Origin of the sequence: Aciduricibacillus chroicocephali (genome assembly GCF_030762805.1) — a bacterium.
Taxonomy (GTDB): domain Bacteria; phylum Bacillota; class Bacilli; order Bacillales; family Amphibacillaceae; genus Aciduricibacillus; species Aciduricibacillus chroicocephali.
Window position 1 is genome coordinate 835,105 of the sequence record NZ_CP129113.1, and the last position, 13,935, is coordinate 849,039.

12 protein-coding genes and 1 riboswitch are annotated in these 13,935 nt (G+C 41.9%); of the genes, 8 read left to right on the forward strand and 4 right to left on the reverse strand.

What is annotated here, in order from left to right:
- Positions 1-22: 22 nt before the first annotated feature.
- Positions 23-565, forward strand: a complete 543-nt coding sequence (locus QR721_RS04380; protein WP_348029240.1) for a DUF5067 domain-containing protein — start codon at positions 23-25, stop codon at positions 563-565.
- Between the two features lie 32 nt (positions 566-597).
- Here QR721_RS04380 and QR721_RS04385 read toward each other — a convergent pair whose 3' ends face one another.
- Positions 598-1,134 carry a DUF1697 domain-containing protein gene (locus tag QR721_RS04385; protein WP_348029241.1) on the reverse strand — a complete coding sequence of 179 codons (537 nt, stop codon included), beginning with the start codon at positions 1,132-1,134 and terminating at the stop codon, positions 598-600.
- A 220-nt stretch (positions 1,135-1,354) separates the two neighbouring features.
- Here QR721_RS04385 and QR721_RS04390 point away from each other — a divergent pair, with 220 nt between their 5' ends.
- The gene (locus tag QR721_RS04390) at positions 1,355-1,930 is read left to right on the forward strand and encodes a DUF6944 family repetitive protein (RefSeq protein ID WP_348029242.1); all 576 of its coding nucleotides are present in this window, start codon (positions 1,355-1,357) and stop codon (positions 1,928-1,930) included.
- A 19-nt stretch (positions 1,931-1,949) separates the two neighbouring features.
- Here the strand turns inward: QR721_RS04390 and QR721_RS04395 are convergent, their stop codons facing one another.
- Entirely contained in the window at positions 1,950-4,448 is a 2,499-nt protein-coding gene (locus QR721_RS04395) for a PIG-L family deacetylase (protein ID WP_348029243.1), read from the reverse strand.
- A 284-nt stretch (positions 4,449-4,732) separates the two neighbouring features.
- On the opposite strand from QR721_RS04395, the gene proB reads away from it, so the two are divergent.
- From proB to QR721_RS04420, 5 genes are all read left to right on the forward strand, one after another.
- Positions 4,733-5,827: a glutamate 5-kinase gene (gene proB / locus QR721_RS04400; protein ID WP_348029244.1), complete on the forward strand. Its 1,095-nt coding sequence runs from the start codon at positions 4,733-4,735 to the stop codon at positions 5,825-5,827.
- Between the two features lie 21 nt (positions 5,828-5,848).
- Positions 5,849-7,111 (forward strand): glutamate-5-semialdehyde dehydrogenase, encoded by a 1,263-nt coding sequence (locus tag QR721_RS04405; RefSeq protein ID WP_348029245.1) that lies wholly within the window; start codon positions 5,849-5,851, stop codon positions 7,109-7,111.
- A 112-nt stretch (positions 7,112-7,223) separates the two neighbouring features.
- A riboswitch (TPP riboswitch) is annotated at positions 7,224-7,339 on the forward strand.
- A gap of 152 nt (positions 7,340-7,491) precedes the next feature.
- Positions 7,492-9,237, forward strand: coding sequence for a phosphomethylpyrimidine synthase ThiC (gene thiC, locus QR721_RS04410; RefSeq protein ID WP_348029246.1), 1,746 nt, complete (start codon positions 7,492-7,494; stop codon positions 9,235-9,237).
- A 93-nt stretch (positions 9,238-9,330) separates the two neighbouring features.
- Positions 9,331-9,957 carry a YczE/YyaS/YitT family protein gene (locus QR721_RS04415; RefSeq protein ID WP_348029247.1) on the forward strand — a complete coding sequence of 209 codons (627 nt, stop codon included), beginning with the start codon at positions 9,331-9,333 and terminating at the stop codon, positions 9,955-9,957.
- Between the two features lie 581 nt (positions 9,958-10,538).
- Entirely contained in the window at positions 10,539-10,955 is a 417-nt protein-coding gene (locus QR721_RS04420) for a universal stress protein (RefSeq protein WP_348029248.1), read from the forward strand.
- A 44-nt stretch (positions 10,956-10,999) separates the two neighbouring features.
- Here QR721_RS04420 and QR721_RS04425 read toward each other — a convergent pair whose 3' ends face one another.
- Positions 11,000-11,476 carry a DinB family protein gene (locus tag QR721_RS04425; protein WP_348029249.1) on the reverse strand — a complete coding sequence of 159 codons (477 nt, stop codon included), beginning with the start codon at positions 11,474-11,476 and terminating at the stop codon, positions 11,000-11,002.
- Between the two features lie 268 nt (positions 11,477-11,744).
- On the opposite strand from QR721_RS04425, the gene QR721_RS04430 reads away from it, so the two are divergent.
- A complete protein-coding gene (locus QR721_RS04430) occupies positions 11,745-12,671 on the forward strand; it encodes a manganese-dependent inorganic pyrophosphatase (RefSeq protein WP_348029250.1) in 927 nt (308 codons plus the stop codon).
- Between the two features lie 42 nt (positions 12,672-12,713).
- Here QR721_RS04430 and menC read toward each other — a convergent pair whose 3' ends face one another.
- Positions 12,714-13,823, reverse strand: coding sequence for an o-succinylbenzoate synthase (gene menC, locus QR721_RS04435; protein WP_348029251.1), 1,110 nt, complete (start codon positions 13,821-13,823; stop codon positions 12,714-12,716).
- Between the last annotated feature and the right edge of the window lie 112 nt (positions 13,824-13,935).

Genomic DNA, 13,935 nt, shown 5'->3' on the forward strand with positions numbered 1-13,935 from the left:
AATGGAATAGGAGGGGATTAATTTGAAGAAATTATTCGTATTGTTGTTTTTAGCAATATTACTTTCGGCATGTAGTGCTCAACAACGAGCGGCAGATGATTTTGAAAGAAAACTCGAGAAGAGAATTTTAGAGCAAGGTGAAAATGATGATATTTATTTCAAAGAAAATGTAGCAAAGATTGAAGGTATCAAAATTGAAATAACAAATACTAAAGTGATCCCTGTCGGAAATAAAGGCAATAAAGGTGACAAGCCTCTATTTGCCATATGGTACAAGGTAACTAATTATACAGACAAAAATATAGACCCTATAGCAGCCTGGAATTCTATTTATAATGCCGTACAGGAAAATGGTTCAAATAAAATAGACAAACTGAAAATGGGAACGCTGCCAGACCAAAAATATTTAGATTCTCAAGTGGAAAGTATTAAGAAAAACGGAACAGTCGAGAACGCTGTCTCTTATGAATTGGACAATCAAATAACCCCGCTTACATTGATTGCTAGACAAGGAGTGAATGGAGAAGAAATTGGCAGTCAAGAATTCAAAATAAAATATTGGTGAAAAGAAAGAGGGGGGAGAGAGCTTCCCTCCTTTTAATCTTGCATCAATTCATATATCTTACGAACGGTGTTAACATTTCTTACTGTGATGTTTTTGTATATGTCTGAACCAATGATCTTTGATTTACCGCTTTTTGTAATATTTTCTTTGTCTGCTGACCAGAGGATCGCACCTGGGACATATTTTACCGAGTCAATAGCAGGTTTAATAACCAGTTTCTCAAGAACCGATTCATTATCAATTTCATCCCAAAGAAAAAGGACATCACTTTTCATGTTCATGTCATTTTTCCAAGAAGCAGGAATGGCGCTAACGATTTCTTTAAAATCACCAAGGCTCAGTACTATTGTTTTAATATGTAATTGGAAATCATTATGTATCATTTCTTCCAAAAGATTAGCCAGTTCAGTTTTAGATTTGCCTTTACAAGAAAAAATAATGTTTCCTGTGTTGATGTAAGTCACTACATTGTCCAAACCGGCGTTTTCAAAGGTTTGTTTCAGCAATTTCATATTAATTTTATTTTTTCCACCTACATTAATACCTCGAAGCAGCGCAACAAAAATCATCAACCATCCTCCTTGTTAACCTTTTATTTTTGAATCCATTATATTTTAAACTTGGAAGCTCAGCACGTCCTTTATGTTGTCACATAAAAAATATTTGTAAGGATACATGGCATATGCCATAGCAAATAAATAAAGTTCCAATAGTATACAGAATGCCCATATGAAAATTTTTTTTTTGCATATAGTTATTTAAAGGCCAGATGTGCGGGAGGAGTAGGGATTGGATAATCCGCAAAAGGCGTTGTTCGGATCTTGGGTACAAGCAATTGGCACAACAATGGCTGCTGTAGCTGGTACGCCGCTGCCAGGAGAAAGTCAGGTCATTTCCCCGCAGTTTTATGAGGCATTTTCCAGGAATCTTGATATATTGGGAAATGAAATGCAAGCTACAGGAAATGCTTTAATTGCGGACAGTCAATTTGAATTTACTCATGACAAAGTGGGTTCACAAGTACAATCAGTTGGGAATTTGGTGAACGTAGCCGGGTTTCTATTGGATGTCAGTGAGCAAGTGGAGATTAAATTCAATATTAAAGGGAACCTCATTCAAGCGACAGGTGGAAGTCTATCCTATATGCATGCATTAAATGAAGAACAAATACCGGTCATTTCCTTTTACAGTATTTATGGGAATCTCCTTCAAGTAATTGGAAACTCGATGCAAAGTCTATCAGGTATTTTGGAGCTTAGAGGAGAAGACGGGGTAATAATCAATACGATTGGTGGATGGGTTCAAGCGACCGGTTCCATCCTTACCTTGGTCGCTACTATCAAACTTGTTGATTTGGAAGAATAAAAAAACGTGCTAGCTTCCTTTATAGTGAGGAAACTACCACGTTTTTTTCTGTTTTAAGAGATTTGCTGCTTTTTTTGAAAATCCATTGGTTTCTGCTTGCGCGGTTCATAGCTCTTCCATAACTGAGCATGTTCGTGAATATTTTATAAGCGCCCGGGTGTTGCTGTTCGATTTGTCTATGGAAAATAAGGTTCGTGTACAAAAATGTCCCTTTTCCGTAATGTGCAGCGAGTATGCCACTTTCCATTGCCTGTTCATCACGGTCTGCAACTTGGACAACTGTTTCATATTGTGAAGACCAGTTCATCGGGAAGTATAGACCTCTTTCTTGAATCCATCCATCCCAATCTTCTGATGCAATCTGATTCGGATAATGGAATAGGGGAGAGGCGGGCTTCAGATGACTGACTTTTGCTGACTCATCAGCCACACGCCAGCGTAGGGATGGTGTGCCAAGTTTGAACGGATAAGGTCCTGGCACCCAATGATTGAAGCCGTCTGTCGGCTTGTGATACTGCATAATTAGATTGCCACCATGTTTTACATAATCCATTAAGCGGCTATGTTGCTGGATGAGGTCTTGGCGTGACAAATATGCACGAGTTCCGATGACAATCGTATCATAGACTGTCAGGTTATTTTCAGCAAGGTCTGTATCCGTTAGACTCGTGACATCGAATCCAACACCGGCCAGATGATCGGCTACATGATCGAATCCACTATCGACGTAACCGATTCGGAGTGACTCAGGCTTTTCAAGTTCGAACAGAGAAGCACTGATTTTCGCATCTTTTACATAATAGGCAGGGTCGATATGATCATAGCTGATTTCCTGAACTGACAAGGCCCCTGACTTTCCTTCAGCAGTTTGAAGATGTGCTTTAAGCTCAATTTTTCCAGTATCATTCTTGCTGGAAGGTGCGATTTGCAGTACCAATTCATGTTTTGCAAATGGTTCGATTGCAAGTTCTTCTTCGTTGCCATATAAAGCCCATCCTTTAGGCAAGTCGATGACAAGACGGGCATGTTCTCTCTTGGGAGAAAAGTTCTTAATACTTGCTTTAAGAGTAACAGGCTTAATCTGAGGTTCATTTGTGTTAAACGCAATATGATCTTTCGAAAACGTAAGGCTGAGATTTGGCAAAACGTGAATTGGCAAATCTTCCTCCTTAGTAAACACAGCAGACCCAATATGCATTTGCCAGATGCGGCTGATTGCTGGACGTTCATATGGATTATGAAGTTCTGCTTCGGCTGGAATATGAACAGTACTATTAATGGACGTATGTCCACCGGAATCTTTAGTATGAACACGTACTGATGTCGAAATCTCCCAATCTTTAGCAGTATCTAAGAAACTATAAATTTCTACATTGGGGAGTGAACCAGCGTACTTTGTTTTCCAATCAAATTTTGCAATTGTACCGGGATTCAAGATGACAGGCATATTTATATTAGTTATAGACAGTTTTGCAGTGGCGAATGCAGCTTCTGAAACCTGCTTCTGCTTTAATGTCAGTCTATAAACAAGGTCGTGCTTCTTTACTGAATTGAGCTGACTGTGATTAGTCTTTTTAACAAGTTCAGAAATTAGGACACTAGCCTGTACGAGTTGAGTCAGAACTTGTTCTTCATTCGGATAAACATCAATTGCATTGTTCAGTAAATCTTGGAGTTTTATTAGATCATCAGCTAAAACAGAATGAGCTCCCACTGTTTGTGCGTATTCTTTGAAGTCTTGAGGGATACCAGAGAACAGGTTATTATCTGGCATCTCCTGAATAGATTTTGCAAGCTTCAAATAAAAGGTACGTGGTTCTGGATCGAGGTCCACCCCCATGCCTTGTGTACGGTGGAACGAACGTGACTCCTCACCGAGCTGAGGATAGGTCAGTCCAGTTGCTTCATTCAGTTCACCGATTTCGAGGGAAAGGGTAGCGTATTCCTCACTCTCCGGCAAATATAGTTTGCGAATGTTCCATGGCTTCAAGCCTTCCTTGAAATGCTCTGGAAAAACGTCTGCTTTACCCGCGTCGTGGAAAGCTTTCATCGTCAGTTCGGTCATTGCCCGATGATGGCCATGCTCCAATTCATCATCAAGGAAGCAAGGCATTACAATATCGGGTCGATGTTCACGAATAAGACGGATTAATTTGTTATAAACGAGATCCTTTCCCCATTTGCGAAGTGTATCTGCTGCGGTTTTTTCAAAGCCGTGATCGTAAATGGGATCATCTGCATTTTCACTTAAATGGAAAGTCTCAATACCAAGAACATTGGCTGCTTGCTTCATTTCTTCAGTTCGCAAAACCCCGAGCGCGTTCCCATGTTCACTCCCGATTGCGTTCTGGCCGCCTTCACCACGATTGGCGATGATGGCGGTCGTCCGCACACCAAGACCGCGTGAGAGAAAAGCGAGCAGATCACTACGCTCATCATCGGGATGAGCTCCTATATTCATAAAAGAAACGCTCGATTGAAGTTTTTTCAAAGCATTCCATAATTGGTTAGCAGCCATTTGGATTCACTCCTTTTCTTGGTGTCTATAAAAAACAAAGTTAATTTATCGGATTAATTGTTGTTTAGATATTAAACGGGTTTTACTGAATTGTCAATAACTTTCGCAATCTTTCATTCTCAAACCTAGACGCGTCATTGACATTATCAGAAAAATCGAGCATAATTGGAGTATCTATTTTTATATGAAACGTTCGGTTCTTTTCTGTCCTGTGTCATAGGACATGAAGAGGATTTTTTTACATGATATGAAGAAAACGGAGAGATTGACTGGGAGGCGCATCGATGGAGAAGAAACGAGTAGTAGTGAAGATCGGCAGCAGTTCTCTGACAAATAGCCATGGAGAAATTGACCAGGAGAAATTCCAGGATCATATCCATGCGATCGCCAATTTGAAGAAAGCAGGACACGATGTGGCGATTGTTTCGTCTGGAGCTGTCGCTACAGGTTTTAAGAAATTGGGCTATCGTTCGCGTCCCGTCACTCTTAAAGGAAAGCAGGCGGCAGCCGCAGTTGGGCAGAGTTTGCTTATCCAGTCATATATTCAGCATTTCGCCGAATACGATATTGTACCAGCTCAAGTGCTGCTCACACGTACGGACTTTACGAACCGTGAGAGATACAAGAATGCCCACGCAACATTATCGGAGCTTCTTGATAGGGGAATCCTGCCGATCATCAACGAAAATGATACCGTGTCTGTAGAAGAACTTACATTTGGCGACAATGACATGCTTTCTGCTCTTGTAAGTGGGCTAATTCATGCCGACCAGCTAATGATTCTTACAGATATAAATGGCTTGTACAGTGCCAATCCATCAAAGGATCCGGATGCGAAGAAGTTCGATTATATACCGGAAGTGACGGATGAACTTCTTCAAATGGCCACAAGTGAAGGTTCTAGTGTTGGTACCGGGGGAATGAAATCGAAACTGTTTGCTGCCAAGACGGCATTGGCTCTCGGTGTTAAGGCCTTTATTGGTAGTGGAAAAGGTGAGGACAAACTTCTTGATATTCTCAAGGGCAACGGGGACGGTACGTATGTCGGGCAGAACGTCCTGATTCCAGTTAACAATACGAAACAATGGATTTGGATCCACTCGGATGTGTCCGGAAAAATCTATATCGATGACGGTGCGGAACGAGCACTTCTTGACAAGGGAAGTAGTCTTCTGCCGGCTGGAATCTATGATTTCAAAGGAACTTTTGAGAAGGGTGATATAGTCGATGTCTACGGTAAGAGCGGTCTTCTTGGCCGAGGTGAGGTCCGATGCTCTTCCGAAGAACTGACTCAGGCGATGGGCAAGCGGACAGATGAGCTTGTTCTGCATCTGATCGAAGTCATTCATAGGGATGAATGGGTGCAAGCGATTCACTAATCAGAAGGGGGAATATTCATTATGACAAATGTGCAAACGAATGAAGTCAGGGAAAAAGGTGCGCTAGGTAAACGCGCAAGCTTTATTCTGAATGGCAAAACGACAGAAGAAAAAAATGAAGCACTTGCCAAGATTGCTGACCAGTTGATCAAAGATCAGGCTGCAATTATTGAAGAGAATAAGAAAGATTTGATTTCGGGAGAAGAAAAAGGCCTTCCAACGTCAACGCTTGATCGAATCATGCTTGATGAGAAGCGTATTGCGGATATCGCCGAAGCTGTTCGTCTCTTGATTCAACTCGAAGATCCTATTGGAGAAACTTTGGAATCCATTGAGAAAGAAAATGGACTGCGTATTTTTAAAAAGCGTGTGCCGCTCGGTGTTGTTGGTATGATTTATGAAGCACGCCCAAATGTAACAGTCGATGCAGCAACACTTTGCCTGAAAACAGGAAACGCGGTCATTTTGCGCGGTAGTTCCTCTGCAAAGTATTCCAATATGGCACTTGTGAAATCGATTCAGACAGCATTAGCTGAGACATCCATCCCTGTAGATTCAGTTCAGCTCATTGAAGATACGTCTCGCGAAACAGCTAAGGAACTATTCGACATGAAGGAATATCTTGATGTGCTCATTCCGCGTGGTGGTAAGAACCTTATCGACCTTGTTGTTCGTGAAGCGACTGTTCCAGTATTGGAAACAGGAGCAGGTAACTGTCATCTTTATATTGATGAAACTGCTGAATATGAAATGGCTGAAAATGTTGCCATTAATGCAAAAACACAGCGTCCATCTGTTTGTAACGCGATTGAAGGTCTCGTCATTCATAAAGATTGGGTCAAGGAACATGGCGCTAAACTTTTGAACGCCTTGAAATCTCATGGTGTACAGGTTCATGCAGATGAAGCGGCACATTCTGTCTTCCCGGAAGCAATCGTTGCGACTGAAGAGGATTGGGGCACAGAATATCTGGATATGGAGCTTTCCGTCAAAACAGTTTTCGATGTTGAAGAAGCGATCGAACATATTAACAAATATGGCACGAAGCATTCAGAAGGAATCATTACGAACAATCAGGAAAATGCTGAGAAATTTATGAGCAGTGTTGATGCGACTACTGTATATCATAATGCGTCCACACGTTTCACTGATGGTTCGGAATTCGGTTATGGAGCGGAAATCGGCATCAGTACACAGAAGCTTCATGCTCGCGGACCAATGGGTCTTCCTGCTTTGACATCCACTAAATATTACGTATTTGGCGAAGGCCAGATCCGTTCATAATTAATGAATTGGGAGCTTGGATTTATTACAGGCTCTCTTTTTGTATGATTTTTCCTGAATTTCATTTACCTGATGTATAATCTATGCTATGGTAGAGCTAACTGAATGATAAACATTCTGCTGGGGGTGCCCGTGAGCCGGGCTGAGAGGGACATAGCGTTTGAAATGTCTCAACTCTTGGAACCTGATCTAGTTTGTACTAGCGTAGGGAAGTGGAGCACGGTATTGCCAATGGTGTCTTTCTTAAGGGGACATTTATCGATTTTGCATGCCATAAAGTGTATATTTCCACAGGTTCCGTTGATTCGTCAATGGAACCTGTTTTATTTTCCATCAGATCAGGTTCAATCAACGATTCTCATATTTGGAGGGATTAGACGATGAACCAGGTAAATGAAGAAAAGATCGAATTCAGGAAGCAGTTTCCGAATAGCCGGAAAGTATATGTAAAAGGAAGCCGAGAGGATATTCGAGTGCCGTTCCGGGAAATCTCACTTTCAGATACAGTGACGGATTACATGACAATGAAGAACGCACCGATCCGTGTCTATGATACAAGTGGTCCGTATACAGATGACGAGGCTGTTATCGACATACATAAAGGAATAAGCAGACAGCGTGAAAAATGGATTGAAGAACGCGGAGACACAGAGCTGTATGAAGGGCGGAAAGTGAGACCTGAGGATAATGGCGGGAAGGAAGTCGTCTTTTTCCAGAATGAGTTCAAGCATCGTCCGCGCCGGGCAAAAGCGGGCAGAAATGTTACGCAAATGCATTATGCAAGGAAAGGAATCATTACCCCAGAGATGGAATTCATCGCTATTCGTGAGCAGCTTGATCCTGAAATTGTCAGGGAGGAAGTAGCGGCAGGTCGAGCTATTATTCCATGCAATATTAATCATCCGGAGAGCGAGCCGATGATCATCGGCAAACGTTTCCACGTGAAGATTAATGCCAATATCGGAAACTCCGCTGTCAGTTCATCTATTGAAGAAGAAGTAGAGAAAATGACATGGGCCACACATTGGGGAGCGGACAATATTATGGATCTCTCTACTGGCAAAAATATTCATGCGACACGGGAATTCATTATTCGCAACTCACCTGTTCCAGTCGGGACAGTTCCAATTTATCAGGCACTGGAAAAAGTGAATGGAATTGCGGAAGATCTCACTTGGGAAGTCTACCGTGACACGTTGATAGAGCAGGCAGAACAGGGCGTGGATTACTTCACGATCCATGCTGGAGTGCTCCTCCGTTATGTTCCGATGACAGTCGGCAGAACGACAGGCATTGTATCAAGAGGCGGTTCAATTCTAGCTCAGTGGTGCCTTGCCCATCATGAGGAAAATTTCCTTTACGAGCATTTTGAAGACATCTGCAAAATTTTGAATCAATATGATATTTCCGTCTCTCTTGGGGATGGCTTGCGCCCAGGTTCAATCGCTGATGCGAATGATGAGGCGCAATTTGCAGAGCTTGACACATTGGGAGAACTGACAAAGATTGCGTGGAAACATGATGTACAAGTGATGATTGAGGGGCCTGGCCATATTCCGCTCCATAAGATAAAAGAGAATGTTGATAAAGAGATGGAGATTTGTCAGGAAGCACCGTTTTATACGCTTGGGCCATTGGCAACTGATATTGCTCCAGGGTATGATCACATAACTTCGGCAATTGGGGCGGCTACAATCGCTATGTATGGAACGGCGATGCTTTGCTATGTGACACCAAAGGAGCACCTTGGACTGCCTAATAAGAATGATGTGAGGGAAGGGGTCATTGCGTATAAGATTGCAGCACATGCGGCTGATCTTGCAAAGGGTCATCCTGGAGCGCAAGTTCGAGATGATGCTCTTTCTAAAGCGAGGTTCGAATTCCGATGGCACGACCAGTTTAATCTGTCTCTTGATCCGGAGCGGGCACTCAGCTACCATGATGAGACGCTGCCTGCGGAGGCTGCAAAAGTCGCTCATTTTTGCTCCATGTGCGGTCCGAAGTTCTGCTCCATGAAAATTTCACATAATTTGCGTAAGGATATGAAAAAACAGAAAGAGATGGAGCAGGGAATGCAGGAAATGGCTGAGCAATTTGTCGCCAAAGGAAGTGAAATTTATTGGTAGAGTAAGTGACATATGCTGGAGAATTTCTGAAATAATCCTTTGCTGAATGTGATATTCTTATAGGAGTAAGTTTCAGAAAGTAGGGTTATGTGCATGCTATTGGCAAAACGACTCGGTTTCTTCATGTTAGGGCTGATTCTGTTCAGTCTGGGCATCGCGCAAGCCGTTCAGATTCAATATCTCGGCATTCATCCTTGGGAAGTTCTGCATGTCGGGCTTTATGAAAAGTTTGGCCTCTCAATCGGAACATGGTCCATTATCATAGGGATTGGTCTTATATTCATAACACTTATTCTTGACAGGCGTTATATCAATATTGGCACTTTCCTTAATGTATTTCTTGTAGGCTGGGCTGTTGATTTGTGGCTTTGGCTGAACTTTCTTCCAAAAGGCGGGAATCTTATCGTTGATGTTGTAATAATGCTTTGCAGTATGGCTCTTATGGGAGTCGGAGGAGGCATGAACAACGCCGCAAGGATTGGATCTGGTCCCCGAGACGGATTCATGCTTTCAATTTCGGATAAGACAGGCATCTCAATTAGAAAAGTAAGGATTACCATGGAGACGAGTGTTTTCGTGCTTGGGATTATGATTGGCGGCCCAGTGTTTCTTTTTACTTTCCTCTATACATTTGTCCAGAGCCCGATATTCCAATTTGCGTATGAGCGGACGACTGTTTGGCTCATAAAGGATAACTATGAGGAAGCTTCAGCAGTATGAATATAGGGTTGTTCCCAAGTTCAATTGGGAACAACCCTTTTACTTACTTTGGAAATTCGCCAATAACATCTTGAAGCCATACCCAGGTGAGAATCATTGCGATAATGATAACAAGAATGATGATACCGACTGTAATTTTCCCCTTCATGGCAGTCGCTCCTTTTTCTATTACATTAGCAAAAGCGCCAAGCTCTGTAAATCTGTTATACAGTATTGTCTGACATTTTCATTTGAGCTATTATTGTTCGGCAAATAAATAATGATGCGATAACCGAGTAAAATGATTATGTCGCTGGAAAGAAGAAATAAATCCTCCCGCTCGATTTTAGTCCATAAAAACAGTTCGGATTTTTTTGTGTCAGTATTTTTGAGCTTTAGAAAGATTAAAATGACATAGTATTGTTGTTAAAGCGAGGATATCTCATTATTTCCAAAGTTTAAAAAAGAGATGAAATTCCGCCAGCGTGGTATACTTATGCATATACTGGATTAAATGCCGAGAGCGAAAAGGTGCGCAAACATAATGGCTAATGTACTAAAAGGAACGCGTAACCATCAGCTCATTGAAGGAGGAATTGCTCATGTTCAAAAATATTCTGCTCGCTGCTGATGGGTCGGAACACTCTGTAAGAGCTGCTGAATATGCTCGTTCACTTGCAGAAAAATTTGAAGGGACAGTTGAAGTCTGTTATGTCGTTGATGGCGAAAATGCGAAGGCAGACGTATTGCATCACAACGACCCCTTTGAAATCGAGCTTGCACGCAAGGAAAAAATTAGGCAAGTACGAGAGCAATTCGAACTTGCCGATTATCCTTATGAATTGCATATTCTGCATGGTGAACCTGGACCGACACTCGTAGAATTCGTGAACTCCAGAGAATATGACTGTGTCGTCATTGGCAGCCGTGGTTTGAATAAACTCCAGACATTTATTCTTGGTAGCGTCAGCCACAAAGTCGCCAAGCGTGTCAGCTGCCCAGTTCTGATCGTAAAATGAAAAAATGGAACAGATTCCGCTATCCGGATTCTGTTCCATTTTACTTATTTGGCCAATTTGGCTTCATAATCAATATCATGCAGCATCACCTTCATCTGCCCAATATGTTCAGCTTCATGGTGAATCATGAAGAAGAATATGTCTCCATAAGTCTTGAAGCGTCCGAATGACAGTTCATATTGAAGTTCCTTATTGAAAAAATCCGAATCCAACGCGTTGATCCGTTCCGTTTGTTTTTCAATATGGGAGATAAGCTCTTCATGACTTGGTGGTTTTTGAGTCCAGTCGGCAGGCTTCGTATCGGCCGCAAACATATCATAATAATAAGATGGAACGTTCTCGGACTCATTGGGGAAGTGGAACAGATAATGTTCCGGGATAACGATACAGTGGCCAAGATGCCAGCGCAGTGTATTGTTCATCGCCTTAGGCTGATAGTCGAGCTGCTGCTCTTCGAGACTTTTGGCGAGTCTCGTGAAGACCCTTCTCGTCAAATTGAAATGCTCCAGCTGCAACAGCATGGCTGTACACCTCCAGTTCATCACTCTTTACTGCTTATGATTGCGTATCTACTGGGCAATTGCAAATAATATGTTCGAATTTTTCAGCATATATGCGAACTTTCGACATCATTGAACAGGTACACAGGCTATGATAGAATTTTCTTATACTCTGTCAACAAAAGGCTGACAAATCTGAGTTTTATGATAAGATTAATTGGCAGTTGTTATTTTTTGTGATAGATTAGAATCTGATATACATATGAGAATGAAGAGAGGCTGAATACAAATGGGTAAAACATTGATTTTTGGTCATAAAAATCCTGATACGGATACGATCTGTTCTTCACTTGCGTACGCTGACTTGAAGAAGAAGCTTGGAGCGGATGTTGAAGCTGTGAAGCTTGGCGATGTAAACAAGGAAACTCAGTTTGCCCTTGATTATTTCAAGTTCGAAGCACCTGAATATTTGCCGACACTTGAGCCTGGCACAGAAGTTATTCTAGTTGACCATAACGAGTTCCAGCAAAGTTCTGAAGGTATTGAGGCTGCGCGTATTCTTGAAGTTATTGATCATCATAGAATTGCCAACTTCGAAACAAAGGAACCTGTATATTTCCGTGCTGAACCAGTTGGCTGTACAGCAACAATTATTAAGAAAATGTACAAGGAAAATCAAGTTGACCTTCCAGAAAATATCGCTGGATTGCTTCTTTCTGCAATTATCTCCGATTCTCTTCTGCTAAAATCGCCTACATGCACAGACGAAGATGTAGAAGCAGCCCATGATCTTGCTCGTATTGCAGGAGTCAACCTGGAAGAATACGGTTTGGAAATGCTAAAAGCAGGAGCTGACCTGAGTGACAAGTCAGCAAGTGAGCTTATTTCCATGGATGCGAAGGAATTCTCCATGCACGGAGCAAAAGTTGAAGTTGCTCAAGTGAATACTGTTGATGTTGAAGGAACATATGCAATAAAAGCGGAGCTTGAAGCTGCAATTAATAAAGTCATCGAAGAAAAAGGCCTTGACCTCTTCTTGTTTGTTGTAACAGATATTCTGAACAATGACTCTGATGCCCTTGCTCTTGGAAAGTCTGCAGACAAGGTTGAGAAAGCGTTCCATACAAACCTGATCGAAAATCGCGCCTTCTTAAAAGGTGTCGTTTCCCGGAAGAAGCAGATTGTTACAAATCTAACAGATGCTTTCGCTGAATAATAATTAAAAGAAAATCGGTTTCCCAAAAGGGAACCGATTTTTTTATAGAGGGAAAATCTGCTCTTCAATAAGGTACTTACGAATCGCATCGCGGTCTATTTCATAGCCAATGCCAGGACTTTTAGGTACAGTAATCTCTCCGTTGGTGACAACGACTTCCGGATGTATAATATCCTTTTTCCAATAGTGCGCCGAACCACCAATATCCCCTGGTAAAGTAAACCCTGGCAATGAAGCCAAAGCAATATTATGAGCCCGGCCAATTCCTGCTTCAAGCATCCCTCCACACCAAACGGGGATATTCCTTGCAAAGCAATAGTCGTGAATTTTCTTTGCTTCCGCAAGTCCGCCGACACGGCCGATTTTGATATTGATCACTTTGCAACTGCCTAACTCAAGTGCTGTGCGTACATCCTGCAAGGAATGAATGCTTTCATCAAGGCAGACAGGTGTTTTAATAGCTCTCTGTAATTGCGCGTGATCTGCAAAATCTCCGTCTTCAAAAGGCTGCTCAATCATCATCAAATCAAATTCATCCAACTGGCGTAAATAATCGAGATCACGAATACAATATGCTGAATTGGCATCTGCCATTAGGGGGAGAGTCGGGAAATGTCGACGAATTTCTCGCAATATATCCATGTCCCAGCCTTTTTTAATTTTCACTTTAACACGAGGGCAGCCGGCAATTACTTTCTGCTCAATTTTTTTAAGCAAGTCTTTAACATCAGGTTCGATTCCAAGACTAATTCCTGCTGCAATTTTTGTTCGATTACCTCCTAGAAGTTGATAAAGCGGAGTTTCAGTCTGTTTGGCATACAAATCCCATATTGCTTCCTCGACAGCAGCTTTGGCCATTTGGTTCCGCTTAACGACCGAGAATAGCTCTGTTATCTCCTCGGGATGCGAGATTGTCTTTTCGCGAAGTAGAGGGATGAGCCAAGACTCTATAGCCATTCTGTTTGTCGCCACAGTTTCTTCGGTATACCATGGTGTATCAAATGCGACTGTTTCACCGTAGCCTTCTATACCTGCTTCATCTATAGCTGTAATAATATACAATTCTTTTGCGTTCACTGCAGATATACTATTGCGAAAAGGATTGTTCAGTTTCATTTTCAGCCGCTGCAATCGAATTTCTGTCAGTTTCATATCATTCCTCCTAATTCAAAGATACTTCCTGCAATACGTTCTTGCAAATTCTGCCTCGTTTGAAAAAAAGATGTTTAGGGGAAATTATTAACATAACCTAAAAGAAGACGGA

Excerpts from the sequence above, each read along its gene's own strand:
- QR721_RS04425 (WP_348029249.1), bottom strand. The coding sequence starts at position 11,476 with ATGCTGTTGCAGCTGGAGCATTTCAATTTGACGAGAAGGGTCTTCACG.
- proB (WP_348029244.1), top strand. The coding sequence starts at position 4,733 with ATGGAGAAGAAACGAGTAGTAGTGAAGATCGGCAGCAGTTCTCTGACA.
- QR721_RS04405 (WP_348029245.1), top strand. The coding sequence starts at position 5,849 with ATGACAAATGTGCAAACGAATGAAGTCAGGGAAAAAGGTGCGCTAGGT.
- QR721_RS04415 (WP_348029247.1), top strand. The coding sequence starts at position 9,331 with ATGCTATTGGCAAAACGACTCGGTTTCTTCATGTTAGGGCTGATTCTG.
- menC (WP_348029251.1), bottom strand. The coding sequence starts at position 13,823 with ATGAAACTGACAGAAATTCGATTGCAGCGGCTGAAAATGAAACTGAAC.
- thiC (WP_348029246.1), top strand. The coding sequence starts at position 7,492 with ATGAACCAGGTAAATGAAGAAAAGATCGAATTCAGGAAGCAGTTTCCG.
- QR721_RS04420 (WP_348029248.1), top strand. The coding sequence starts at position 10,539 with ATGTTCAAAAATATTCTGCTCGCTGCTGATGGGTCGGAACACTCTGTA.
- QR721_RS04430 (WP_348029250.1), top strand. The coding sequence starts at position 11,745 with ATGGGTAAAACATTGATTTTTGGTCATAAAAATCCTGATACGGATACG.
- QR721_RS04385 (WP_348029241.1), bottom strand. The coding sequence starts at position 1,134 with ATGATTTTTGTTGCGCTGCTTCGAGGTATTAATGTAGGTGGAAAAAAT.
- QR721_RS04395 (WP_348029243.1), bottom strand. The coding sequence starts at position 4,448 with ATGGCTGCTAACCAATTATGGAATGCTTTGAAAAAACTTCAATCGAGC.